The sequence below is a fragment of the Pseudomonas sp. A0308 genome, from assembly GCF_044218815.1.
GTDB classification, from domain to species: Bacteria; Pseudomonadota; Gammaproteobacteria; order Pseudomonadales; family Pseudomonadaceae; genus Aquipseudomonas; species Aquipseudomonas iridis.
On sequence record NZ_CP162581.1, the window covers coordinates 2,876,297 to 2,899,289 of the forward strand.

Annotated in this window: 22 protein-coding genes and 2 pseudogenes; 14 read left to right on the forward strand and 10 right to left on the reverse strand. The window is 59.8% G+C overall.

Annotated features, from left to right (window positions below; all coding sequences use genetic code 11):
* Nucleotides 1-83 precede the first annotated feature (83 nt).
* The 3 genes from phaZ to AB4P92_RS13190 all read left to right on the forward strand — a co-directional run bounded on the left by phaZ (nucleotide 84) and on the right by AB4P92_RS13190 (nucleotide 3,410).
* Entirely contained in the window at nucleotides 84-938 is an 855-nt protein-coding gene (gene phaZ / locus AB4P92_RS13180) for a poly(3-hydroxyalkanoate) depolymerase (RefSeq protein WP_042557253.1), read from the forward strand.
* A 138-nt stretch (nucleotides 939-1,076) separates the two neighbouring features.
* Entirely contained in the window at nucleotides 1,077-2,759 is a 1,683-nt protein-coding gene (gene phaC, locus AB4P92_RS13185; protein WP_395599508.1) for a class II poly(R)-hydroxyalkanoic acid synthase, read from the forward strand.
* Between the two features lie 30 nt (nucleotides 2,760-2,789).
* Nucleotides 2,790-3,410 carry a TetR/AcrR family transcriptional regulator gene (locus AB4P92_RS13190; protein ID WP_042557251.1) on the forward strand — a complete coding sequence of 207 codons (621 nt, stop codon included), beginning with the start codon at nucleotides 2,790-2,792 and terminating at the stop codon, nucleotides 3,408-3,410.
* 125 nt (nucleotides 3,411-3,535) lie between these two features.
* On the opposite strand, the gene AB4P92_RS13195 is transcribed toward AB4P92_RS13190, so the two are convergent.
* The 3 genes from AB4P92_RS13195 to AB4P92_RS13205 all read right to left on the reverse strand — a co-directional run bounded on the left by AB4P92_RS13195 (nucleotide 3,536) and on the right by AB4P92_RS13205 (nucleotide 5,399).
* Nucleotides 3,536-4,441: a phasin family protein gene (locus AB4P92_RS13195; RefSeq protein WP_042557250.1), complete on the reverse strand. Its 906-nt coding sequence runs from the start codon at nucleotides 4,439-4,441 to the stop codon at nucleotides 3,536-3,538.
* A gap of 10 nt (nucleotides 4,442-4,451) precedes the next feature.
* Nucleotides 4,452-4,874, reverse strand: a complete 423-nt coding sequence (locus tag AB4P92_RS13200) for a phasin family protein (RefSeq protein WP_047299389.1) — start codon at nucleotides 4,872-4,874, stop codon at nucleotides 4,452-4,454.
* Between the two features lie 249 nt (nucleotides 4,875-5,123).
* Nucleotides 5,124-5,399 (reverse strand): polyhydroxyalkanoic acid system family protein, encoded by a 276-nt coding sequence (locus tag AB4P92_RS13205; RefSeq protein WP_042557248.1) that lies wholly within the window; start codon nucleotides 5,397-5,399, stop codon nucleotides 5,124-5,126.
* A gap of 166 nt (nucleotides 5,400-5,565) precedes the next feature.
* Between AB4P92_RS13205 and ubiE the strand changes: the two genes are divergently transcribed.
* From ubiE to AB4P92_RS13260, 11 genes and pseudogenes are all read left to right on the forward strand, one after another.
* Entirely contained in the window at nucleotides 5,566-6,336 is a 771-nt protein-coding gene (gene ubiE / locus AB4P92_RS13210) for a bifunctional demethylmenaquinone methyltransferase/2-methoxy-6-polyprenyl-1,4-benzoquinol methylase UbiE (RefSeq protein ID WP_008080626.1), read from the forward strand.
* Nucleotides 6,336-6,959: an SCP2 domain-containing protein gene (locus tag AB4P92_RS13215; RefSeq protein ID WP_042557247.1), complete on the forward strand. Its 624-nt coding sequence runs from the start codon at nucleotides 6,336-6,338 to the stop codon at nucleotides 6,957-6,959. The genes ubiE and AB4P92_RS13215 overlap by 1 nt, the downstream gene beginning before the upstream one ends.
* Nucleotides 6,956-8,560: a ubiquinone biosynthesis regulatory protein kinase UbiB gene (gene ubiB, locus AB4P92_RS13220; protein ID WP_042557246.1), complete on the forward strand. Its 1,605-nt coding sequence runs from the start codon at nucleotides 6,956-6,958 to the stop codon at nucleotides 8,558-8,560. The genes AB4P92_RS13215 and ubiB overlap by 4 nt, the downstream gene beginning before the upstream one ends.
* A 120-nt stretch (nucleotides 8,561-8,680) precedes the next feature.
* The gene (gene hisI, locus AB4P92_RS13225; RefSeq protein WP_007909357.1) at nucleotides 8,681-9,082 is read left to right on the forward strand and encodes a phosphoribosyl-AMP cyclohydrolase; all 402 of its coding nucleotides are present in this window, start codon (nucleotides 8,681-8,683) and stop codon (nucleotides 9,080-9,082) included.
* Nucleotides 9,075-9,407 (forward strand): phosphoribosyl-ATP diphosphatase, encoded by a 333-nt coding sequence (locus AB4P92_RS13230; protein ID WP_003220849.1) that lies wholly within the window; start codon nucleotides 9,075-9,077, stop codon nucleotides 9,405-9,407. The genes hisI and AB4P92_RS13230 overlap by 8 nt, the downstream gene beginning before the upstream one ends.
* A 25-nt stretch (nucleotides 9,408-9,432) precedes the next feature.
* The gene (locus tag AB4P92_RS13235) at nucleotides 9,433-9,714 is read left to right on the forward strand and encodes a twin-arginine translocase TatA/TatE family subunit (RefSeq protein WP_042557245.1); all 282 of its coding nucleotides are present in this window, start codon (nucleotides 9,433-9,435) and stop codon (nucleotides 9,712-9,714) included.
* Between the two features lie 10 nt (nucleotides 9,715-9,724).
* The gene (gene tatB / locus AB4P92_RS13240) at nucleotides 9,725-10,195 is read left to right on the forward strand and encodes a Sec-independent protein translocase protein TatB (RefSeq protein ID WP_395599509.1); all 471 of its coding nucleotides are present in this window, start codon (nucleotides 9,725-9,727) and stop codon (nucleotides 10,193-10,195) included.
* Nucleotides 10,192-10,983: a twin-arginine translocase subunit TatC gene (gene tatC, locus AB4P92_RS13245; RefSeq protein ID WP_042557243.1), complete on the forward strand. Its 792-nt coding sequence runs from the start codon at nucleotides 10,192-10,194 to the stop codon at nucleotides 10,981-10,983. The genes tatB and tatC overlap by 4 nt, the downstream gene beginning before the upstream one ends.
* Nucleotides 10,980-11,687, forward strand: coding sequence for a 16S rRNA (uracil(1498)-N(3))-methyltransferase (locus AB4P92_RS13250; RefSeq protein ID WP_395599510.1), 708 nt, complete (start codon nucleotides 10,980-10,982; stop codon nucleotides 11,685-11,687). Before tatC ends, AB4P92_RS13250 begins: the two co-directional genes overlap by 4 nt.
* Before the next feature lie 318 nt (nucleotides 11,688-12,005).
* Nucleotides 12,006-12,950, forward strand: a pseudogene (locus AB4P92_RS13255) (methyl-accepting chemotaxis protein); the annotation flags it as partial.
* A 141-nt stretch (nucleotides 12,951-13,091) separates the two neighbouring features.
* Entirely contained in the window at nucleotides 13,092-13,805 is a 714-nt protein-coding gene (locus tag AB4P92_RS13260; protein ID WP_395599670.1) for a methyl-accepting chemotaxis protein, read from the forward strand.
* Between the two features lie 154 nt (nucleotides 13,806-13,959).
* On the opposite strand, the gene AB4P92_RS13265 is transcribed toward AB4P92_RS13260, so the two are convergent.
* The 7 genes and pseudogenes from AB4P92_RS13265 to pip form a co-directional block, all read right to left on the reverse strand.
* Nucleotides 13,960-14,694 (reverse strand): amino acid ABC transporter ATP-binding protein, encoded by a 735-nt coding sequence (locus AB4P92_RS13265; protein WP_042557240.1) that lies wholly within the window; start codon nucleotides 14,692-14,694, stop codon nucleotides 13,960-13,962.
* On the reverse strand, nucleotides 14,687-15,646 hold the full coding sequence (locus AB4P92_RS13270) for an amino acid ABC transporter permease (protein ID WP_273877234.1): 960 nt from the start codon (nucleotides 15,644-15,646) through the stop codon (nucleotides 14,687-14,689). The genes AB4P92_RS13265 and AB4P92_RS13270 overlap by 8 nt, the downstream gene beginning before the upstream one ends.
* 161 nt (nucleotides 15,647-15,807) lie before the next feature.
* Nucleotides 15,808-16,605, reverse strand: a complete 798-nt coding sequence (locus AB4P92_RS13275; RefSeq protein ID WP_042561939.1) for a transporter substrate-binding domain-containing protein — start codon at nucleotides 16,603-16,605, stop codon at nucleotides 15,808-15,810.
* A 213-nt stretch (nucleotides 16,606-16,818) separates the two neighbouring features.
* Nucleotides 16,819-19,406: pseudogene (mdoH, locus tag AB4P92_RS13280) on the reverse strand (glucans biosynthesis glucosyltransferase MdoH).
* Entirely contained in the window at nucleotides 19,399-21,183 is a 1,785-nt protein-coding gene (locus AB4P92_RS13285; protein WP_234451716.1) for a glucan biosynthesis protein G, read from the reverse strand. Before AB4P92_RS13285 ends, mdoH begins: the two are co-directional and overlap by 8 nt.
* Before the next feature lie 304 nt (nucleotides 21,184-21,487).
* Nucleotides 21,488-21,925, reverse strand: coding sequence for a D-aminoacyl-tRNA deacylase (gene dtd, locus AB4P92_RS13290; protein WP_042557236.1), 438 nt, complete (start codon nucleotides 21,923-21,925; stop codon nucleotides 21,488-21,490).
* A complete protein-coding gene (gene pip, locus AB4P92_RS13295; RefSeq protein WP_008080611.1) occupies nucleotides 21,922-22,893 on the reverse strand; it encodes a prolyl aminopeptidase in 972 nt (323 codons plus the stop codon). The genes dtd and pip overlap by 4 nt, the downstream gene beginning before the upstream one ends.
* Between the last annotated feature and the right edge of the window lie 100 nt (nucleotides 22,894-22,993).

A 22,993-nucleotide genomic window follows, 5' to 3' on the forward strand; every position in this document is an offset into this window, starting at 1 on the left:
AGGCTAAAAGCCGCAAGCTGAGCAAGTTCTGCTTGAAGCTTGCGGCTTGTAGCTGCTCCACTCTAACCCGAAGGGCCTGACGCATGCCGCAACCGTTCATATTCCGTACCGTCGAGCTGGATGGCCAGACCCTCCGCACGGCGGTACGCCCCGGCAAGCCTCACTTGACGCCCTTGCTGATTTTCAACGGCATCGGCGCCAACCTGGAGCTGGTGTTTCCATTTGTCGCGGCGCTGGACCCGGATCTGGAAGTGATCGCCTTCGACGTGCCCGGTGTCGGCGGCTCCTCGACGCCCAATCGGCCATACCGTTTTCCTGGCCTGGCCAAACTGACGTCGCGGATGCTCGATTACCTCGACTACGGTCAGGTCAATGTGATCGGCGTGTCGTGGGGCGGCGCGCTCGCGCAGCAATTCGCCTACGACTACCCCGAGCGCTGCAAGAAGCTGGTGCTCGCGGCGACCGCTGCCGGTGCCGTGATGGTGCCGGGCAAACCGAAAGTGCTGTGGATGATGGCCAGCCCCAGGCGCTACATCCAGCCGTCGCATGTGATCCGCATCGCGCCGATGATCTACGGCGGCTCGTTTCGCCGCGACCCAACGCTGGCTGCCAGCCATGCCGCGAAAGTGCGTTCGGCGGGCAAGCTCGGTTACTACTGGCAACTGTTCGCCGGCCTTGGCTGGACCAGCATTCACTGGCTGCACAAGATCAATCAACCGACGCTGGTGCTGGCCGGCGACGACGATCCACTGATCCCGTTGGTCAATATGCGCATGCTCGCCTGGCGAATTCCCAACGCCCAGTTGCACATCATCGATGACGGCCATCTGTTCCTGATTACTCGTGCCGAAGCTGTGGCACCGATCATCATGAAATTCCTCCAGGAGGAACGTCAGCGAGCGGTGATGCACCCGCACCCGTCACCGTTGGGCGGCTGATCGCTGCGGCAGGCTTTATGCAGGGCTTTACACAGAGTGCGCAGCAGGATGCCGCGCAGGCAGCAATCCATAACAGCGTCTATGGTGTTCTGGTTCGGTGAGTTTGTTTTTGGCCTGAAGACGAAGGAGTGTTGAGTCATGCGCGACAAACCAGCGACGGGCGTAGTGCCAAGCCCGGCCGTGTTCATCAACGCACAAAGTGCGATCACCGGTTTGCGCGGTCGGGATCTGATCTCGACGCTGCGCAGCGTCGCCGCCCATGGTCTGCGCAACCCGGTCCACAGCGCCAGGCACGCCCTGAAACTGGGTGGCCAACTCGGTCGCGTGCTGCTCGGCGAGACCCTGCATCCCACCAACCCGCATGACAGCCGTTTTGCCGATCCGGCGTGGAGCCTCAATCCGTTTTATCGACGCAGTCTGCAGGCGTATCTGGCCTGGCAGAAGCAGGTCAAGAGCTGGATCGACGACAGCAACATGAACCCGGAGGACCGCGCCCGCGCCCACTTCGCCTTCACCCTGCTCAACGACGCCGTGGCGCCGTCCAACACCCTGCTCAACCCGCTGGCGATCAAGGAGCTCTTCAACTCCGGCGGCAACAGTCTGGTGCGCGGCCTCAGTCATTTGTTCGATGATCTGCTGCACAACGATGGCCTGCCACGGCAGGTGACCCGTCAGGCTTTCGAAGTCGGTAAAACGGTTGCCACCACACCAGGCTCGGTGGTGTTTCGCAACGAGATGCTCGAGCTTATCCAGTACAAGCCGATGAGCGAAAAACAGTACGCCAAGCCGCTGCTGGTGGTACCTCCGCAAATCAACAAATACTACATTTTCGATCTCAGCCCGCAGAACAGCTTCGTGCAGTACGCCCTGAAGAACGGCCTGCAGACTTTCATGATCAGCTGGCGCAACCCGGATGTGCGCCACCGCGAGTGGGGCTTGTCGACTTATGTCGAGGCCGTGGAAGAAGCGATGAACGTGTGCCGGGCGATCACCGGCGCCCGCGAGGTCAACCTGATGGGTGCCTGCGCCGGCGGCCTGACCATCGCCGCACTGCAAGGTCATTTGCAGGCCAAGCGGCAATTGCGCCGCATCTCCAGCGCCACCTACCTGGTCAGCCTGCTCGATAGCCAGATCGAAACCCCGGCCACGCTGTTTGCTGATGAGCAGACCCTCGAAGCCGCCAAGCGTCGCTCCTATCAAAAAGGCGTGCTGGATGGTCGCGACATGGCCAAGGTGTTCGCCTGGATGCGCCCGAACGATTTGATCTGGAGCTACTTCGTCAACAATTACCTGTTGGGCAAGGAGCCGCCAGCCTTCGACATTCTCTACTGGAACAACGACAACACCCGTCTGCCGGCAGCCTTGCACGGCGACCTGCTGGATTTCTTCAAACACAATCCGCTGACCCACCCGGGCGGGCTGGAAGTGTGCGGCACGCCGATTGACCTGCAGAAAGTCACGGTCGACAGTTTCAGCGTCGCCGGCATGAACGACCACATCACGCCATGGGATGCGGTGTATCGCTCGACCCTGTTACTGGGTGGCGACCGGCGTTTCGTGCTGTCCAACAGCGGCCATGTGCAGAGCATTCTCAACCCGCCCAGCAACCCGAAAGCCGCGTATGTCGAGAACAGCAAGATGAGCAGTGATCCACGCGCCTGGTACTACGACGCCAAACATGTCGACGGCAGTTGGTGGCCGAAGTGGCTGGAATGGATTCAGCAACGCTCGGGCGCCCAGCACGAAACCCAGATGACCCTCGGTAACCCGAACTATCCACCGATGGAGGCAGCACCCGGTACTTACGTGCGTGTGCGCTGACGCTTAACCGAACTTTTCTAAGAAGACTGGATGAAAACCCGCGACCGGATTCTCGAATGTGCTCTGCAATTGTTCAACGAAAAGGGCGAGCCGAACGTTTCCACCATGGAAGTTGCCAACGAAATGGGGATCAGCCCCGGCAACCTCTACTACCACTTTCACGGCAAGGAACCGTTGATACTCGGTCTGTTCGATCGCTTCCAGAATGAACTGGCACCGCTGCTGGATCCTCCGCCGGACGTGGAGCTGGCGCCGGAGGATTACTGGCTGTTTTTGCATTTGATCGTCGAGCGGCTGGCGCAGTACCGGTTCCTGTTTCAGGACCTGTCGAACCTGGCGGGGCGATTGCCGAAACTGGCGAAGGGCATTCGTCATCTGCTCAATGCGTTGAAGCGTACGCTGGCGTCGTTGCTGGCGCGGTTGAAGGCTTCGGGGCAGTTGGTCAGTGATACCCAGGCGCTGGGGCAACTGGTGGAGCAGATCACCATGACGTTGCTGTTTTCGCTGGATTATCAGCGGATTCTGGATCGCGAAGGCGAGGTTCGCTTGGTCGTGTACCAGATCATGATGCTGGTGGCGCCGCATTTGCTGCCGCCGGTGAAGGTGGCGACTGAGCGGATGGCTTTGCAGTATCTGGAAGATCATGACTGACTTCAAAAGCCCCTCACCCCAGCCCTCTCCCTCTGAGAGAGGGCCGGGATGAGGGTAAGCTTTAAAAACGCACAAACAAAAACGCCCGACCTTCACAGGCCGGGCGTTTTGTTTTGCCCTGAAAATCAGGACTGACTGGTTGGCGTCGACGGGGTCGATGCAGCAGTCGGGGTTGCGGCCGGGGTCGGTGCAGCGGCGGAGTTCGACGCGCTGGCCGGGGTTGCCGGGGTCGCAGGCTTGGCTGCTGGAGCGGCCGGTTTTGGCGCAGCGGCTTTCGGCGCGGCCGGTTTTTTCACTGCCGGCTTCTTCGCTGCAGCCGGTTTGGCTGCGGGCTTGGCGGCAGCGGTTTTCGCGGCTGGCTTGGCGGCTGCTTTTGCTGCAGGTTTGGCAACCGACTTGGCAGCGGTCTTGGCAGCAGCAACCGGTTTGGCCGCGGCTTTTGCAGCAGGTTTGGCGGCCGCTGTTTTCGCTACGGATTTAACCGCAGCCTTGGCTTTCGCCACAGGTTTGGCAGCCGCTTTGGCCAATGGCTTGGCCGCGGTTTTGGCTGCTGGCTTGGCCGCTGCAGTTTTAGCTGCCGGTTTTGCCGCAGCGGTTTTCGCCGCCACAGGACGTGCCTTCTCGCCGGTGAGTTTTTCGATCTGCTTGGTCAAGGTTTCAACCTTGCTGTGCAGGGCCTTGACCTCATTGCGGCTCGGTACGCCCAGGCGCGAAATCGCGCTGTTCAGGCGCTTGTCGAAAGCCCCTTCGAGCTCGTCCCACTTGCCCAGCGCGCGATCTTTCACGCCGCTGATGCGCGACTTGGCAGAAGAAGCAGAATCCTTGGCGGCATCGACTTTTTTGCCGACTGCAGACTTGGTGAGCTTCTCGGCTTTCTCGCCGTCTTTGACCAATGTATCGAAGAGCTTGCTGCCGTCAGTGTCGATCTTCGAGTACACGCCTAAACCAGCCAGCCAGATTTTGCGGGAGTAGTCTTCGACTTTCCCAATCCACGAGCTGCCTTCTTTATCGGTGTTCTTTTTACCAGCCATCCCGTTCTCCTTAAGATTTACGCGCGACGCGTTCGAGCAATGCCGTCAGCTCATCGAGCTTAGCAGAGAGTGTCTCAACGTCATGTTTAGACGGAATGCCGATACGATTCAAGGCGCTTGCTACACGGGTGTCGAATGCCTTCTCGACCTTGTCGAGCTGAACTTCGACGCGACCTTTGAAAGAACTGACTTCATCCCGGGCTTCGTCGATTTCGGCATTGGCCGCTTCGAGTTTTTCGGTGACGACCTTTTTGCCTTTCTTTTCAACAGTTTGACCAGCCTTGATCAACTCTTGAAAGTACTCGCCGCCCTCTTGGCCAACCTTGGCGTAGGCACCCAGGCCTGCCAGCCAGATCTTGCGGGCATAGGATTTGACGTCGCTCAGAGCAGAAGTCGAAGCGTCGATTTTTTTCTTCAAAATTACTTTGGCCATGGTGCACCTCACGCGCAGAAGGTTTGAGGAACTGCCCGCGAAAGTGTCGGGCTCAGGCACAAAGTAAGTAGAAAAATTAGAAACGGCACCCTAACAACTGACATAAACAGCAGGGGCACCCCAAAACAAATGTGGGAGCGAGCCTGCTCGCGAATACGGCGTATCAGTCAATAGTTGAGTCGACTGACACACCGCTTTCGCGAGCAGGCTCGCTCCCACAGGAGATCTCGGTTTATCGAAAAATCGCGATCAGACCAGCGCTTTATCGAGAGCTTTCTCGATCTCGGCTTTGATCATGCCGCTCATGGCCGACATCATCAGGCCCAGTTCCACGTCGACGCGGATCGAGTCATCGCCAACATGCACCGCGCCTTTCACACCCGAGCGCTTGAGATTCAATACGTCGCCTGACCATTGCGGCTCCAGGCCGTATTGTTCATTAAGCTTTTTGGCCAGCTTGTCGGCCTTCTCGCGGGCGGCTTCCTTGCCCAGGCTGTGGGCACGCTCAACACTGATTTTGGCCATTGGGTGGCTCCTTCTTTTTGAATACAGCTACGAATGCTTGTCGGTAAATCTTGACCGCGTCTGCGGCAAATCGTCCCGAAGGTTGCTCATCTTACCTTTAGCCATTCCAAGACAAAGCATGCCCTGGGGATTAGAATGTCGCGCATTCTCTTTTGGTGACAGCGATATGACTGATCAGCGCAAAGGCAGCGATGCCGAACCCACCACTCACTTCGGCTTCAAAAACGTTCCGGAAAGCCAGAAAGCGGAAAAAGTCGCTGAGGTGTTCCACTCCGTAGCCGCCAAGTACGACTTGATGAACGACCTTCTGTCGGGCGGCATGCACCGTTTGTGGAAGCGTTTCGCGATTGAGCTGTCGGGCGTGCGCAGCGGTAATCGCGTGCTCGACATCGCCGGCGGCACCGGTGACCTGACCAAAAAGTTTTCGCACCTCGTTGGCCCGACCGGTCAGGTGGTATTGGCCGACATCAACGAATCCATGCTCAAGGTCGGCCGTGACCGCCTGCTGGACCTGGGTGTGGCGGGCAACGTCGAATTCGTCCAGGCCGACGCAGAAAAACTGCCTTTCCCGGACAATCATTTCGACTGCGTCACGATCGCTTTCGGCCTGCGCAACGTGACGCACAAGGAAGACGCCCTGCGTTCGATGCTGCGCGTGCTCAAGCCCGGCGGTCGTCTGCTGGTGCTGGAATTCTCCAAGCCGACCAACGCGCTGATGTCCAAAGCCTACGACGCTTACTCGTTCGCCTTCATGCCGTTGATGGGCAAGCTGATCACCAACGACTCGGAAAGCTATCGTTACCTGGCCGAATCGATCCGTATGCACCCGAATCAGGAAACCCTGAAGTCGATGATGGTTGATGCCGGTTTCGACCGTGTGACCTATCACAACATGACCGCAGGCATCGTCGCCCTGCACCGCGGCATCAAGCCCTGATGCTGCTCACCGGGCTGCTCGCCAGCGTTGAACTCGGCCTGAACCGGGTGCTGCGTCTCGACAGCACGGCGCTGCCGCGGCTGGCGCATCTGACCGGCAAGGTGATTGCCGTCGATTGCCGCAGTCCGGCGCTGCAGCTGTTCATTTTGCCCAGCGACGAAGGCCTGATGCTGGCCTCGCACTGGGAAACCGGCGTCGATTGCACCCTGCGTGCGCCGGCGTCCAGCCTGCTGAAGCTGGCCCTGAGCAAAGACAAGACCGCGGTGCTGCATGCCCCGGAAGTCGAACTCGATGGCGACAGCGGCGTGCTGCTGGAGCTGGCCGGCGTGTTGCAGGATCTTGAGCTGGACTGGGAGTACGAACTCTCGCGCTGGCTCGGGCCGGTTGCCACGCAACTGGTTGGCGGTCATCTGCGCAGCCGCGCGCGCTGGTATCAACAAGGATTTGCCAGCCTCAACCAGAACCTCGCCGAATACCTCGCCGAAGAATCGCGCACCCTCGTCGGGCAACGCGAAGCCGAAGCGCGGTTCAGCGAACTGGACCGGATCAAACTTGATCTGGAACGTCTCGAGGCGCGTTTCGAGCGCCTTTCCCGATCCCTCGACCCAAGCGATAACGCATGAAGCTGCTCGCCGTCCGCCGTCTGCTGCGCATCCAGTCCGTCGTGATCCGCTACCGCCTCGATGACCTGCTTTTTGATCTGCCGCTGCCCTGGTTTCTCCTGGCGCTGCGTTACGTGCTGCCGTGGCGCTGGTTCCCGCGCAAGACGCTGGAGCTGAGCCGAGGCGCGCGATTGCGTCTGGCGTTGCAGGATCTGGGGCCGATTTTCATCAAGTTCGGGCAGATTCTCTCGACCCGCCGCGACCTCTTGCCCGAAGACATCGCCGATGAGCTGATGCTGCTGCAGGATCGCGTGCCGCCGTTCGACTCGCAGCTGTCGATCAAGCTGATCGAAGAGCAGCTCGGCAAGAAGATCAGCGAAGTGTTCAGCCGTTTCGACGTCCAGCCGCTGGCTTCGGCTTCGGTGGCACAGGTGCATGCCGCGCAGCTGAAAACCGGCGAAGAAGTGGTGGTCAAGGTGATCCGCCCGGGTCTGAAGCCAATCATCGCGCAGGATCTCGCATGGCTGTTCATCCTCGCCCGCGCGGCTGAAAAACTGTCAGCCGACGCGCGTCTGTTGCACCCGGTGGACGTGGTGCAGGACTACGAAAAAACCATCTACGACGAACTCGACCTGCTGCGCGAGGCGGCCAACGCCAGCCAGTTGAAGCGCAACTTCGAAGGTTCGCCGCTGCTCTACGTGCCGCAAGTCTATTGGGACTGGTGCCGGCCGAAAGTGCTGGTGATGGAGCGCATCTACGGCATTCAGGTGACCGATCTGGCGACCCTCGCCGATCAGCGCACCGACATGAAAATGCTCGCCGAACGCGGCGTGGAGATCTTCTTCACCCAGGTGTTCCGCGACAGTTTCTTCCACGCCGACATGCACCCGGGCAACATCTTCGTCAGCACCGTTAACCCGTGGAGCCCGCAGTACATCGCGATCGACTGCGGCATCGTCGGCAGCCTGACCCCGGAAGACCAGGATTATCTGGCACGAAACCTGTTCGCGTTCTTCAAGCGCGACTACCGCCGCGTGGCGCAGTTGCACATCGATTCAGGCTGGGTGCCGGCAGAAACCAAGCTCAACGAATTCGAAGCGGCGATCCGTACCGTGTGCGAACCGATCTTCGAAAAACCGTTAAAAGATATTTCATTCGGCCAGGTGCTGATGCGCCTGTTCCAGACGGCGCGGCGCTTCAACATGGAAGTGCAGCCGCAGTTGGTTTTGCTGCAAAAGACCTTGCTGAACATCGAAGGCCTCGGCCGTCAGCTCTATCCCGATCTGGATCTGTGGAACACCGCGCAGCCGTTCCTTGAGCGCTGGATGCGCGAGCGCGTCAGCCCGAAAACCTTGCTCGGCAACGTCCAGAGCCAGTTCGAACAACTGCCGCACCTGGCCAACATGGCCCGCGATCTGCTCGAGCGCATGTCCCAGCCACACGCCTACGACCCACCGCCGCCGTGGCACAAACGCAAGGACGACTGGTTCCTGCGACTGCTCGGTTGTGCCCATCTGGCGGGCGGTGCGATTCTCGCCGCCGGTGGCCCGATGCTCGAATTGGCGCATTGGCCAGCGGGCATCATGGTGGCTGTCGGTTTGTATCTGGTCGTTCGCCGATAGCACGAATCAGCTGCAAGTTATAAGCTGCGAGCTGCAAGCCTGACGATACTGAAACACCGCAATCTGCTTTTACTTGCAGCTTGAAGCTCAAAGCTTTTACCTGCGTTTCGGGAATTGAAGATGAAAAACTGGCTGGACGAGATCAAATGGGACGCTGATGGCCTGGTGCCGGCGATTGCCCAGGATCACAAGACCGGACGCGTGCTGATGATGGCGTGGATGAACCGCGAAGCGCTCGAGCTGACCGCCGCGGAAAACCGTGCAATCTACTGGTCACGTTCCCGTGGCAAGCTGTGGCGCAAGGGCGAAGAGTCCGGCCATGTACAGACCTTGCATGAAATGCGTCTGGACTGTGACGCCGACGTGATCATCCTGATGGTCGAACAGATCGGCGACATCGCTTGCCATACCGGCCGTCAAAGCTGCTTTTACCGCGTCTTCGAAAACGGTGACTGGAAAACGGTCGACCCGGTGCTGAAAGACCCGCACGCTATCTATTCCGCAGGACACAAACATGAGTGACACTCTGACGCGCCTCGCTCAGGTACTCGAAGAGCGCAAAGGCGCAGCGGCCGACAGCTCGTATGTGGCCAGCCTGTATCACAAGGGCCTGAACAAGATTCTGGAGAAAGTCGGCGAAGAGTCGGTCGAAACCATTATTGCCGCCAAGGACGCTGCCATCAGCGGCGACTGCAGTGATGTGATCTACGAGACGGCTGACCTGTGGTTTCACAGCATGGTCATGCTCGCCCAACTGGGGCAGCATCCGCAGGCTGTACTGGATGAACTGGATCGCCGCTTCGGCCTGTCCGGACACGTCGAGAAAGCCTCGCGTCCGTCCGCCTGAACAATTTTTAGAGAGGAACAGCAACATGGGCATTTTTGACTGGAAACACTGGATCGTCATTCTGGTTGTCGTGGTACTGGTCTTCGGCACCAAGAAACTGAAAAACCTCGGCACCGACGTCGGTGAGTCGATCAAGGGCTTTCGCAAAGCCATGAACGACGACGAGAAGCCAAACGTCGATCCGACCGTTACGCCTGCGCAACCGGTACCACCGGTGCAGCCGCAAGCCACCGCTCAGGCCAACCCGCCGCACACCATCGATGTGCAGGCGCAGAAAGTCGAAGAGCCGATCCGCAAAGACGTGTGAGCACTGACTAATGTTTGGTATCAGCTTCTCTGAACTGCTGCTCGTCGGCCTCGTTGCCTTGCTGGTGCTGGGCCCCGAGCGTCTGCCGGGTGCTGCGCGTACCGCGGGCCTGTGGGTCGGCCGGCTGAAGCGCAGCTTCAACGCGATCAAACAGGAAGTTGAACGTGAAATCGGTGCCGACGAGATTCGTCGGCAACTGCACAACGAACATATTCTGTCGCTGGAGCAGGAGGCGCGGAAAATCTTCCAGCCGGTTCAGCAAGAACCGACGTCGGTTGAGCACGTGGGCCAACAGACGATTCATGCGCCAACCGCGCCCGCTGCACCTGTACCCGCTCCGACACCGGCAACTGCCACCGCTGTAGCGCCGACAGAAACCGTGCCCACTACTGCTGAAACTTCGGTTGAACATGTATCTCCAACCGCCGCGCCGATCACACCTGCGCCTCACGACCCCACACTGCCGCCGCGAGCCCCATGAGCGATCTCCCCGAAAACGACCAGCACATGCCGCTGGTATCGCACCTCACCGAGTTGCGCACCCGCCTGCTGCGTTGTGTGGCGGCGATTTTCATCATCTTCGCCGGGCTGTTTGCCTTCACCCAGCAGATCTACACGTTCGTCTCGACGCCGCTGCGCCAGTACCTGCCGGTCGGCGCGACGATGATCGCCACCGACGTGTCGTCGCCATTCCTGACGCCACTGAAGCTGACGATGATGGTCTCGCTGTTCCTGGCGATCCCGGTGATCCTGCATCAGATCTGGGGGTTTATTGCGCCAGGCCTGTACAAGCATGAGAAGCGCATCGCGGTGCCGTTGCTGGTGTCGAGCATCATGCTGTTCTACACCGGCATGGCGTTCGCCTATTACTTCGTGTTCCCGCTGATCTTCAAGTTCTTCGCTGCAGCCACCCCGGCCGGCGTGGAAATGATGACCGACATCGCCAGCTATCTCGATTTCGTCATGACGCTGTTCTTTGCGTTCGGCGTGGCATTCGAAATCCCCGTGGCCGTGGTGCTGCTGGTGTGGATCGGTGTAGTCGACGTCGCCTACCTGAGGAAGATCCGCCCGTACGTGATCATCGGCTGCTTTGTGGTCGGCATGATCCTGACGCCGCCGGACATCTTCTCGCAGACCCTGCTGGCCGTGCCGATGTGGATGCTGTTTGAGATCGGCATCCTGTTCGGGGGCCTGATCAGCAAACGCGAACGCCCGGACGAGCATCCGGCCGACGATCACAACGACCAGCCGCCAGCGACCCAGGCATGAACCTGTTGTTGCTCGAGGAGGCCGACTTCATTGCGGCCGACCGTGTGGTGCTGCGTGATCGACGCCTGACACACATGAAGGAAGTCCATCGCTCGGAAGTCGGTGACAGCCTGCGGGTCGGGCGCATCAATGGGCTGATGGGTTCGGCTGAGCTGTTGCGGCTGGAGGCGGGTGAAGCGGAACTGCGCGTCACCCTCGATCAGCCGCCGCCGGCCAAGCTGCCGCTGACTTTGGTGCTGGCCCTGCCGCGCCCGAAGATGTTGCGACGAGTGTTTCAGACCGTGGCGACCATGGGCGTGTTGAAGGTGATTCTGGTCAACAGCTACCGCGTCGAGAAAAGCTTCTGGCAGACGCCGTTTCTTGAACCTGCAGCGATTCGCGAGCAATTGATCCTGGGCCTTGAACAAGCGCGCGACACCCTACTGCCAGAGATCATCATCGAGAAACGCTTCAAGCCTTTTGTCGAAGATCGACTGCCGATGATCACCGAAGGTACCCTCGGCCTGGTTGGCCATCCCGGCAACTATCCGCCGTGCCCTCGCGCCTTGAGCGAACCGGTGACCCTGGCCATTGGCCCGGAAGGTGGCTGGATTCCCTACGAAATCGACCTGCTGGCCAAGTCCGGTCTGCAACCGGTGCAGCTCGGCGATCGTATCCTGCGCGTCGAAACCGCCGTGACCGCCCTCCTCGCCCGCCTCTTCTAAGCGTCGCCCAATCCCCTGTAGGAGCTGCCGAAGGCTGCGATCTTTTGATGTTGTTTTAGAAGCAAGATCAAAAGATCGCAGCCTTCGGCAGCTCCTACATTTGCACCGTGCGGGGCCGTCGGATAAGTGGTGTTACAGATTGCCATCACTTGGCCGATACCCTCCCCATAAGTCCAATTAGTGGTTCAAGGGAGTCGTCGCATGTACCGTTGGTTAGCCGAGAGTCTTGGAAACGTCAGCGTCAAGCGCAAACTGGGAATCGGTTTCGGCCTGGTGCTGTTGCTGACGTTATTGATCACCTTTACCGGCTGGACCGGCATGAGCGGCATCATCAGCCGCGGCGACAAGCTCGGGTTCATCTCCAGCCTTAACGAGCTGACCAAGGACCTTCGACTGGCACGGCTGGACTATGAAGCGCGCCGTGGCGAACAAGGCCCGGGCACGGTCAACGAACTGCTGAGCAAACTCGACAGCGGTCTGCAAACCGCTCGCAGCCTGATCGAACAACCGTCCGATGCCGCCATGGTCGATCAGCAACTGGCCGCCGTCGCTGAATACAAACGTGCCTTTGCCGACATGACCCAAGCCACCGTCCACCGCGAAGACGCCCGCAGCAAGCTGGGCGCCAACGCTGACAACGCTGTAGCCAAAGTATCCGAAGTCGAAAAAACAATGCTGCAGGGTGACAGTGTTGCGCAGTTCAACAACGTGATCGAGCTGAGCAAACTGCTCCAGCAGGCGCGTTATCAAGTGCGCGGCTACACCTACAGCGGCAAGGCCGAGGCGGAGCAACCGGCCTTGGATGCCATCGACAATGCCCTGAAAAAGCTCGAAAGCCTGCCTTCGCAACTGCCGGAACAGCACATCGCCAACCTGCAACAGGCCACCGACTCGATCAAGGCCTATCGCGCGGCGGTCGCTCAGTTCCGCGATTCGCAGGTCACCAGCGCCACGTCACAGGCGCGCATGTCTGCTCAGGGCGACATTCTGATCGACCTCAGCAAGAAGCTGACGGCTTCGCAAACTGTCGTGCGCGACACCGATGCCGCCCACGCCAAGAACATGCTGTTGATCGCCACCCTGCTGGCCTTGGCCTTCGGCTTGCTGGCCGCTTGGGCGATCACCCGGCAGATCATCATTCCGCTGAACCAGACCCTGAAAGTCGCGGAACGTGTAGCTGCCGGCGATCTGACCCACAATCTGGTCTCGCTGCGCCGCGACGAACTCGGCCAGCTGCAACGCTCCATGCAGAGCATGACCCAGGGCCTGCGTGAGCTGATCGGCGGGATCAGCGAGGGCGTGACCCAGATCGCCAGCGCCGCTGAAGAACTGTCGGCGGTGACCGAGCAGACCAGCGCCGGGGTCAACAATCAGAAGATCGAGACCGATCAGGTTGCCACGGCCATGAACGAAATGACCGCCACCGTGCAAGAAGTCGCGCGTAACGCCGAAGAGGCCTCAGAAGCCGCCGTCGCCGCCGACCAACAGGCCCGCGAAGGCGACAAGGTGGTTGGCGAAGCAATCGCCCAGATCGAACGTCTGGCCGTTGAAGTCGGCAACTCCACCACAGCCATGGGCGAGCTCAAGCGCGAAAGCGACAAAATCGGCAGCGTGCTCGACGTGATCAAATCCGTGGCCCAGCAAACCAATCTGCTGGCACTCAACGCCGCAATTGAAGCGGCGCGTGCCGGTGAAGCCGGACGTGGTTTCGCGGTGGTAGCCGATGAAGTGCGCAGCCTCGCGCAGCGTACTCAGAAGTCCACCGAAGAGATCGAAGAGCTGATCGTCGGCCTGCAAAACGGCACCCAGCAAGTGGCGACGATCATGGACAACAGCCGTACCCTCACCGACAGCAGCGTCGAGCTGACCCGCCGGGCCGGTGGTTCGCTGGAAAGCATCACGCGCACGGTGTCGGCGATTCAGGCGATGAACCAGCAGATTGCTGCGGCGGCTGAACAGCAGAGCGCGGTGGCGGAAGAGATCAACCGTAGCGTGCTGAATGTGCGGGACGTGTCGGATCAAACGTCGGCGGCGAGTGAGGAAACCGCCGCCTCCAGCGTTGAGCTGGCGCGGTTGGGGACGCACTTGCAGACGCTGGTGGGACGCTTCAAGGTTTGAGGTGATTCAGCTGCCTCGGTTCGCTGAGGACCGAGGTGATGCTATCGCTGGCAAGCCAGCTCCCACAGGTTTGTAGTCGATCACAAGGTGCGTGTTCAGCCGATTCACTGTGGAAGCTGGCTTGCCAGCGATGGCGTCCGAGAGGACGCCGAAGTTACAGGACCTGGCGTAGAAAAGCCTGAGCTCGCGGATCCTTCGGTGCATCGAAGAACTCTGCCGGCGAGGCATCCTCCAGCAACTTGCCGTGATCGAAGAACAGCACCCGATCCGCCACTTCCCGGGCGAAACCCATTTCGTGGGTGACGCACACCATGGTCATGCCTTCCACGGCCAGGTTCTTCATCACATCCAGCACTTCGCCGACCATTTCCGGGTCGAGGGCCGATGTCGGCTCATCGAACAACATCACCTTCGGTTCCATCGCCAACGCCCGGGCAATCGCCACGCGTTGCTGCTGACCGCCGGACAGACGTGACGGAAACTCGTTGGCCTTTTGCGCGATCCCGACCTTTTCCAGCAATGCCATAGCCTTGGCTTCGCGCTCTTTCTTCCCGCGCTTGCGCACGACTTTCTGTGCCAGACAGAGGTTTTCCAGCACGGTCATGTGCGGGAACAGATTGAAATGCTGGAACACCATGCCGACTTCGCGGCGGTAGGCGTTGACGTCGGTTTTCGGGTCGGCCAGTTGCAGACCGTCGATGCTCACCGAGCCGGAATCGAACTCTTCCAGGCCATTGAGACAACGCAGGAAGGTCGACTTGCCGGAACCGGACGGGCCGATCACTACCAGCACTTCACCTTTGGCGACCGAGGTGCTGACGTTATCCACCGCACGCACCACTTGCCCACGGGTGTCGAAGACTTTTACCAGATCGCGGACTTCAATCACTTTGCGCGAGCCTCCGCTCAAGCCGACTGGCGATTTTCGACAGCGGCAGGTTGATCAACAGGTACAGACCGGCAACACAGAACAGAATCTCGAACGGCGAAAACGACGTTGTGATGACTTCACGGCCGCTTTTGAGCAGCTCGGTGATGGCGATCACCGACACCAGCGAGGTGTCCTTGACCAGACTGATGAACTGCCCGGCCAGCGGCGGCAGCACTCGTTTGAACGCTTGCGGCAGCACGACGTGGCGCATCGACTGACCGGAGCTCAGGCCGAGCGAACGCGCGGCTTCGTTCTGGCCCCGGGCAATCGACTGCACGCCGGAACGGATGATCTCGGCCACGTACGCGCCTGTGAACAGCGACAACGCGGCGATCCCGGCAAACTCCCGGGACAGGTTCATCACCGTGCCGATGAAGAAGTAGAAAATGAAAATCTGCACCAGCAGCGGCGTACCTCGCACCAACTCGACGTAGATGCTCGACAGGTCGCGCAACGTCGGGTTGCTCGATAAGCGGCACAGCCCGGTGACCAGACCGATCAGCAAACCGAGAACGCCGGAGACCACCGACAGCCAAAGCGTCGTCCACAGCCCCCATAACAGCGGCCCTGCCGCCCAATGCCGAGTAACACCCACGACGTCGCCTTCAGCCACATCGTCGCCCTGAGCGAATTGCAGGCTGTTCTCGTCGACGGTCAGGTGCTGTTCGTCGCCTGCATCGTTGCGCAGGGTGACGTCAGCGCTGCTGCCTTTGCGCACCAGTTCAGTGACGGTGGAAATGTCCGTGGCGCGCTGGGTTTCTTCCGCCTGATAGGCGAAGTACTGCGGCACACGGTTCCAGCGCCATTCGTAGGACATCAGCGACGTGGCGTAATACAACGCGCCCGCCAGACCGATCAGCACCAGCACGGTCAAGACGTGCCAGGGCCATTGGGCTTTTTTATGTTTCATTGGATTTGCAGGTTCCGAATTCTGTGTCGCTTGAGAGTCCGCCATCGCGGGCAAGCCCGCTCCCACAATGAGCCAGGGTGAGCACAAATTTTGTGTTCAACGCGAACCCTGTGGGAGCGGGCTTGCCCGCGATTGGAGCGACGCGGTCTATCTGACCGGGCTTATTCCATGTCCTTGAGCCACTCGGTGCTCTTGAACCACTTGTCATGGATGCGATCGTAGGTGCCGTCTTCGTGGATCTGATGCAGGAAGTTGTTGATGAAGTTGAGGCTGTCGTAGTCGCCCTTCTTCAGGCCGAAGGCCAGCGGCTCGTAGGTGAACGGCTTGTCGAGGAACACCAGTTTGCCTGCACCGACCTTGGTCACCGCCACGACGTTGTACGGCGCGTCGTAGATGAAGGCGTCGGCCTTGCCGTTGACCACGTCGAGCACAGCTTCCTGCTCGTTGTCGTAGCCGTGGTACTTGGCTTTGGAGATCAGCTTCTTGGCGACCATCTCACCGGTGGTGCCGAGCTTGGAGGTGATGCGGTAGTCGGCAGTGTTCAGGTCTTTATAGGACTTGATGGTGCCTTCCAGCTCCTTGCGGATCAGCAAGGTCTGGCCAACCACGATGAACGGTTCGCTGAAGTTCAGGCGCAGGTTGCGTTCCTGAGTCAGAGTCATGCCGCTGCCGATCATGTCGAACTTGTCGGTCATCAGCGCCGGGATGATGCCGTCGTAACCGGTGGAGACCAGCTCCAGTTTGACGCCCATGGCCTTGGTCATGGCTTTGAGGATATCGACTTCGAAGCCGATGATTTCACCGCGTTTGTTGGTCATCTCGAACGGCATGTAGGTCGGATCCATGCCGACTTTCAAGGTGCCGCGCTTGACCGCGTCATCGATTGCGCCCGCGTGTGCCGCATTGACTGCAACCAGTGCCGTGACGCCGACCAGCAGCATCGACAGATACTTCTTCATCTTCAAGTCCCCAAAACCATTGCGTTTGCGGCGCGAAAACCAACAGTGACGGGCAAAAAAGCCCGGGCGCGCCAATTCGGGGACGGATGCTAACGCACTCGTTCTTTTGCACAAGGGTTAATGGGTGATTTGTTTGACAATCAAGGGCTACCCTCACCCCGGGAGAGAGTTAGGGTGAGGGACTGTTCAGCAGTCAAAAAAAACCCCGCTACATTAGCGGGGTTTCTTCATCAAGCCGGCTGAGCCTGCAATGCCACCGGTCGCAGCGGCAGCAACGGCGCATGCGGATCGGCTTTCACCGAGGCCCGCCATGCGTCCAGCCACTCGGCGTGACCTTCGGCCCAGACCTGCTCGTGCAGGCGTGCCAAGGCCACCGGATCGCTCAACAGTTGCAGGCGATCATGGTTGTTCAGCCCGGCAGGACCGACCTTGATCGCGTGACGCACACGCTCCTGACGCAGCCATTCAATCGGCTCGGCCTGACCGTGACGGGAGGTCGCCAGCGAGCACGCCAAGGCGTTCTGCTGCGGATCGACCACCGCGCGGACGAAGCCGTCGTTCAGTGCGTGCCAGCGATTTTCGTGGGTGTACTGATCGGTGGCCAGCAGCGCCTGTGGCGGATTGTATTCCTCTGGGATGAGGAACAGGCTCTCGTCACGGGATTTGAGGCCCAGACCGACACGGCTGGAAATCACCGACACAGGAATCGACAGCATCAACGAACCCACGATCGGCACCAGCCACCAAAGGAAGCTCGGGTTCAGCCAGATCACCAGCAAGGCCCAGAAGAAGCCCAACAGGGTCTGCGGACCGTGGCGTTTGACCGCCTCGCTCCATGGCGTGGAGTCGTCGTCACGCTGCGGCGAGTTCCAGGTCGCGGCCCAGCCGAGGAACGCGGCCAGGACGAAACGGGTGTGGAAAATCATCCGCACCGGCGCCAGCAGCATGGAGAACAACATCTCCAGCAGCATCGACAGCGTCACCTTGAACTTGCCACCGAACTCTTTCGCGCCCTTGGCCCAGATCAGGATGATGCTCAACAGTTTCGGCAGGAACAGCAGCACGATGGTTGTCGAGAACAGCGCGATCGCCTTCTCCGGGTGCCATTGTGGCCACAGTGGATAGAGCTGACGCGGTTCAAGGAAATACTGCGGCTCCATCAAGGTGTTCACCGCCAGTAGCGCAGTCGACAACACCAGGAAGAAGAACCACAACGGCGCCGACAGGTACGACATCACGCCCGTCAGGAATACCGCACGGTGTACCGGGTGCATGCCTTTTACCAGGAACAGACGGAAGTTCATCAGGTTGCCGTGGCACCAGCGACGGTCACGCTTGAGTTCGTCGAGCAGGTTGGGCGGCAACTCTTCGTAACTGCCCGGCAGGTCGTAGGCAATCCACACGCCCCAACCGGCACGACGCATCAGTGCGGCTTCAACAAAGTCGTGAGACAGGATCGCACCGGAGAACGCCCCTTTACCCGGCAACGGCGCCAGGGCGCAGTGGTCGATAAACGGCTTCATGCGGATGATCGCGTTGTGACCCCAGTAGTGGGATTCACCCAACTGCCAGAAGTGCAGACCGGCAGTAAACAGCGGGCCGTACACGCGGGTCGCGAACTGCTGCATGCGCGCATACAGAGTGTCCATCCCGGACGCACGCGGCGCGGTCTGGATGATCCCGGCGTCCGGCGTGGCTTCCATCAAGCGCACCAGACTGGTCAGGCACTCGCCGCTCATGACCGAGTCGGCGTCGAGGACGACCATGTACTTATAGTCACCGCCCCAACGACGGCAGAAGTCGTCAAGGTTGCCGCTCTTGCGTTTCACCCGACGACGACGGCGGCGGTAGAAGATCTTGCCGAAGCCCTTGGCTTCGCGGCAGACGTCCAGCCAGGCCTGTTGCTCGGCTACGCAGATGTCGGAGTCGTTACTGTCGCTGAGCACGAAGAAGTCGAAACGATCCAGATCACCGGTAGCGGCGACCGATTCGAACGTTGCACGCAAACCGGCGAATACACGCGGCACGTCTTCGTTGCAGATCGGCATTACCAGTGCGGTACGCGCTTCTTTGGCAATCGGTTCGTTGCCGGCACTTTTACCGGAGATGCGGTATTTATCGTGACCGGTGAGCAACTCGAGGAAGCCCATCAGCGCGGTCCAGAAACCGGCCGAAACCCAGCAGAACAGAATCCCGAACAGAATCAGGATGCTGGTTTGCAGCGCATACGGCAGCACTTGCGTGGCGGTTTGCAGCAGTGGCTGATGCAGGACTTCTTCCAGATCAACGAACGACCAGCCCTGGTACGGCATGATGCCTTTCATGTACCAGCCGGCGACGATGGTCTGACCGAGCATCAGCACCAGCAAGATATAGCGACGGATCGAACCGACTGTGCGCCAGCGCGCCGCCGGCAGGACGTTCTCGTCCTTGGGCGGTTGCGGCGGGTTGGTGCGGCCAGTCAAGCGGCGCCAGCCGCGCACCAGAATATTGGTGCGCCACGGCTCCGGCACGACTTTGGTCCGACGGATCGGGGGCGTTGCCTTGAGGCTGACCCGACCGCTGGCGTCGAGCACCAGCATTTCCGCTTCTTCAAGCTCTTCAGCGGTGCTCAGTGTCAGGCGCTTGCCCACCGAAGCCTGGGCGGCTTCGGCAGGGGCGTCGAACGTCGAGGACGACAGGCGTTCATGCAACTCGCTGAACGACTGGCAGCCCGCGAGTTCCGCGCGCTGCTCGTCGGTCATCGGCAGATGCGCCAGGTACTCGGACAGAGTCTCTGGCTGTACTTGAGAGTTACTCATCGGCAGGCAACTGATAGCTCCAGGTCTCGGTCAGGACTTCTTCAGTCGGTGCCGATTCCGGTGTGGCTGTGGCCGCGTCCGCAGCGACTGGCTGCTTGGCGTCTTTGTTGGCCTTGTCCTTGGCATCTGCGGCTGGCTTGGCGTCAGCCAGTTTGGCCTCGGCTGCCTTGGCTTCCTTGTCGAGTTTCTCTTGTTGCTTGGCGGCAACCTTGTCGGCCTTGGCAACGGACGAGTTGGACGCCGGTACCGAAGACTTGGCCAGATCCGCCGTTACGATTGGCTGCACCAGAGCGGCACGCATCTCGGTCGCCTTGCTCGCGTCCTTGATCTTCATGCGCAGGGTCAAACGCCAGCCCTTGGTTTCAGGGTTGTAGCGCACGTTGTTCTCGACCAGCTCGGCATTGTCGCCAACGCTGACCTGGCTGCGAACGTCCGCATCCGGGGCCAGAGCCGCCAGCGATGGACCTTCGAAGTCGACCAGATAGGCAACGCTGCCATCCGGCTGACGGATCAGGTTCGATTGCTTGACGTCACCGGTGGAGCGCAGAGTCTGCGCAACCCAGGCGCTGTCCGGCGCATGAATCGACGCTTCGTCCATGGTCCAGTGCATGCGATAGGCGAAGTCGAGTGGCTGACCTGGCTCCGGCAGTTTTTCCGGGCTCCAGAACGCAACGATGTTGTCGTTGGTTTCGTCGGCGGTTGGAATCTCGACCAGATCGACGGTGCCTTTGCCCCAGTCGCCCTTCGGCTCGATCCAGGCGCTTGGGCGCTTGTCGTAGCGGTCGTCGAGGTCTTCGTAATGGCTGAAGTCACGGCCACGTTGCAGCAAGCCAAAACCACGCAGGTTTTCGACGCTGAAGTTGCTCACGGCCAGGTGTTTCGGGTTATTCAGCGGACGCCAGATCCACTCGCCGTTGCCGGCATGGATCGACAGACCGCTGGAGTCGTGCAGTTCACGACGGTAGTTGAGGACTTTCGACGGCTGGTTGGCGCCGAACAGGAACATGCTGGTCAGCGGTGCGATGCCCAGTTTGCCAACCTTGTCACGCAGGAACATCTGCGCTTTGACGTCGACAATGGTGTCGCTGCCAGGGCGCAGGATCAGACGGTAGGCACCGGTAGCGCGCGGCGAATCAAGCAGGGCGAAGATCACCAGATGCTTGTCGCCCGGTTTCGGCTGCTGAATCCAGAACTCGCGAAAACGCGGGAATTCTTCACCCGACGGCAACGCGGTATCGATCGCCAGGCCGCGGGCCGACAGACCATAGGTGTGACCCTTGCCGACGACGCGGAAGTAGCTCGCGCCGAGCATGGTCATGATTTCGTCTTGCTTGTCGGCCTTGTTGATCGGGTACAGCACACGGAAACCGGCATAACCCAGTTGCTCGGTGGCTTTTGGATCAAACTTCAGGTCGCCGAAATCGAAGCGAGTCGGATCGTATTTGATCTCATCGACGCTGTTGGCAGTAATTTCGTTGATTTTCACCGGTGTATCGAAGTGCATACCCTGGTGATAGAAGGAGAGCTTGAACGGCGTCTTCTTATCAGCCCACTCAGCCTTTTCGGTGAGGAAGCGGATTTTCTGATAGTCCGCGAACTTCATATCGCGGAATTCGTTCGGCAGGTTGCTGCGCGGGGCTTCGAACTTCTGCCCGGCCAGCTCTTTGGCCTTGGCCGACACATCGTCAAGATTGAACGCCCAAAGCTGACCGGCGCTGAGCAGGCACAGGAGCGCCGAACCCGCTACCAGGGCACTTCGCATGCGTTTGGCAGACATTTTTGCTGCATTACAGGGACTAACAATCACGAGCAACCCTCGCCGAAAACAGATCAAAAAACCAACGGCCAGCTATCTATATGCCAGGTTGGCGAGCATTGTTCCGACTCCGCTGGGGCAAAATGATTCCCCAATCGGATCCAGACAAGTCTCTACCTAAGTGAAAATGGACCAACGAACGCTGATCACCGTAGCGCGCGATTATCTAGTAGCCCGCATGACAACGCATCAGGGGTAACAAAGTATTTATCGCCAAAACGCCCTAAAAACGTCGAAATCTCCTAAAAAGGCGTTTCAAGTGTTGTCAGGTTTGTAACAAAAAGGTAACAGGGCCGTCGTTGACCAAATGCACCTGCATATCCGCGCCGAATCTACCTGATGCCACAGTGCCATGCACCTGTTTCGCTTTGCCTAATAGATAGTCGAATAATTCCTCGCCCAACGCCGGAGGCGCCGCGGTCGAGAAGCCCGGGCGCAACCCGCTTTTGGTATCGGCAGCCAGGGTGAACTGAGAGACCAGCAGCAACCCACCGCCGATATCGGCGAGAGACAAATTCATCTTGCCCTCGTCGTCGCTGAATACCCGATAGTTAAGCAGCTTATGCAGAAGTTTGTCGGCGCTGGCACGCGTGTCGTCGGGTTCTACCGCTACCAGCACCAGCAAACCCTGATCGACCGCGCCAACCACCTCGCCCGCCACTTCCACTCGCGCACCCCGCACGCGCTGTAAAAGCCCCTTCATGCTTCTTCGGGCGGCAGATCGAGCAGGCGACGCGCCATATTGCCCGCCGCGCGCACCAGTGCATCAGTAATACCCGGTTCGGATGCTGCGTGGCCGGCGTCGCGGATCACCTGCAATTCGCTGTTTGGCCAGGCCTGGTGCAATTCCCAGGCGTTGTCGAGCGGGCAGATCACGTCGTAGCGACCGTGGATGATCACGCCCGGCAGATGAGCGATCTTGCCCATGTCACGAATCAACTGGTTCGGTTCAAGGAAAGCATTATTGGTGAAGTAGTGGCATTCGATCCGCGCAATCGACAGCGCACGCTGCGGCTCGGAGAAGCGATCGACTACCAGTGGATTCGGCCGCAGCGTCGCGGTGCGCCCTTCCCAGGTCGACCAGGCCTTGGCTGCATGCATTTGGGCGATCTGGTCGTTACCGGTCAGGCGTTTGTGGAAGGCACTGAGCAAGTCATCGCGCTCGTCCAGTGGGATAGGCGCGATGTAGTCCTGCCAGTAATCGGGGAACAGGCGGCTGGCGCCGGCCTGATAGAACCACTCGATTTCCTGCGGACGGCAAAGAAAGATCCCACGCAGGATCAGACCGTGAACACGCTCCGGATGGGTTTGCGCGTAGGCCAGCGCCAGGGTCGAACCCCACGAACCGCCGAACAGCACCCATTTGTCGATGCCCAGGTGCTTGCGGATGCGCTCAAGATCGGCGACCAGATCCCAGGTGGTGTTGTTTTCGAGGCTGGCGTGCGGGGTCGAGCGTCCGCAGCCACGCTGGTCGAAGGTGACAATGCGGTAAAGATTCGGATCGAAATAGCGACGGCTCTGGGCGTCGCAACCGGCGCCCGGGCCACCATGGATGAACACGACCGGCAAGCCTTCCGGTGAGCCGCTTTCGTCGACGTAAAGCGTATGGGTGTCATCGACAGCCAGATCGTGCCGGGCGTGAGGTTTGATCTGCGGAAACAAAGTCTGCATTGCGCGCTCCGTAAGGGGTCGAGGTCATCCCTGGGGGGACTTCTATTATTCTGCCGTTTGGCATCATAAACCCGATTTACGTCAATGAGCATGCCTGTGC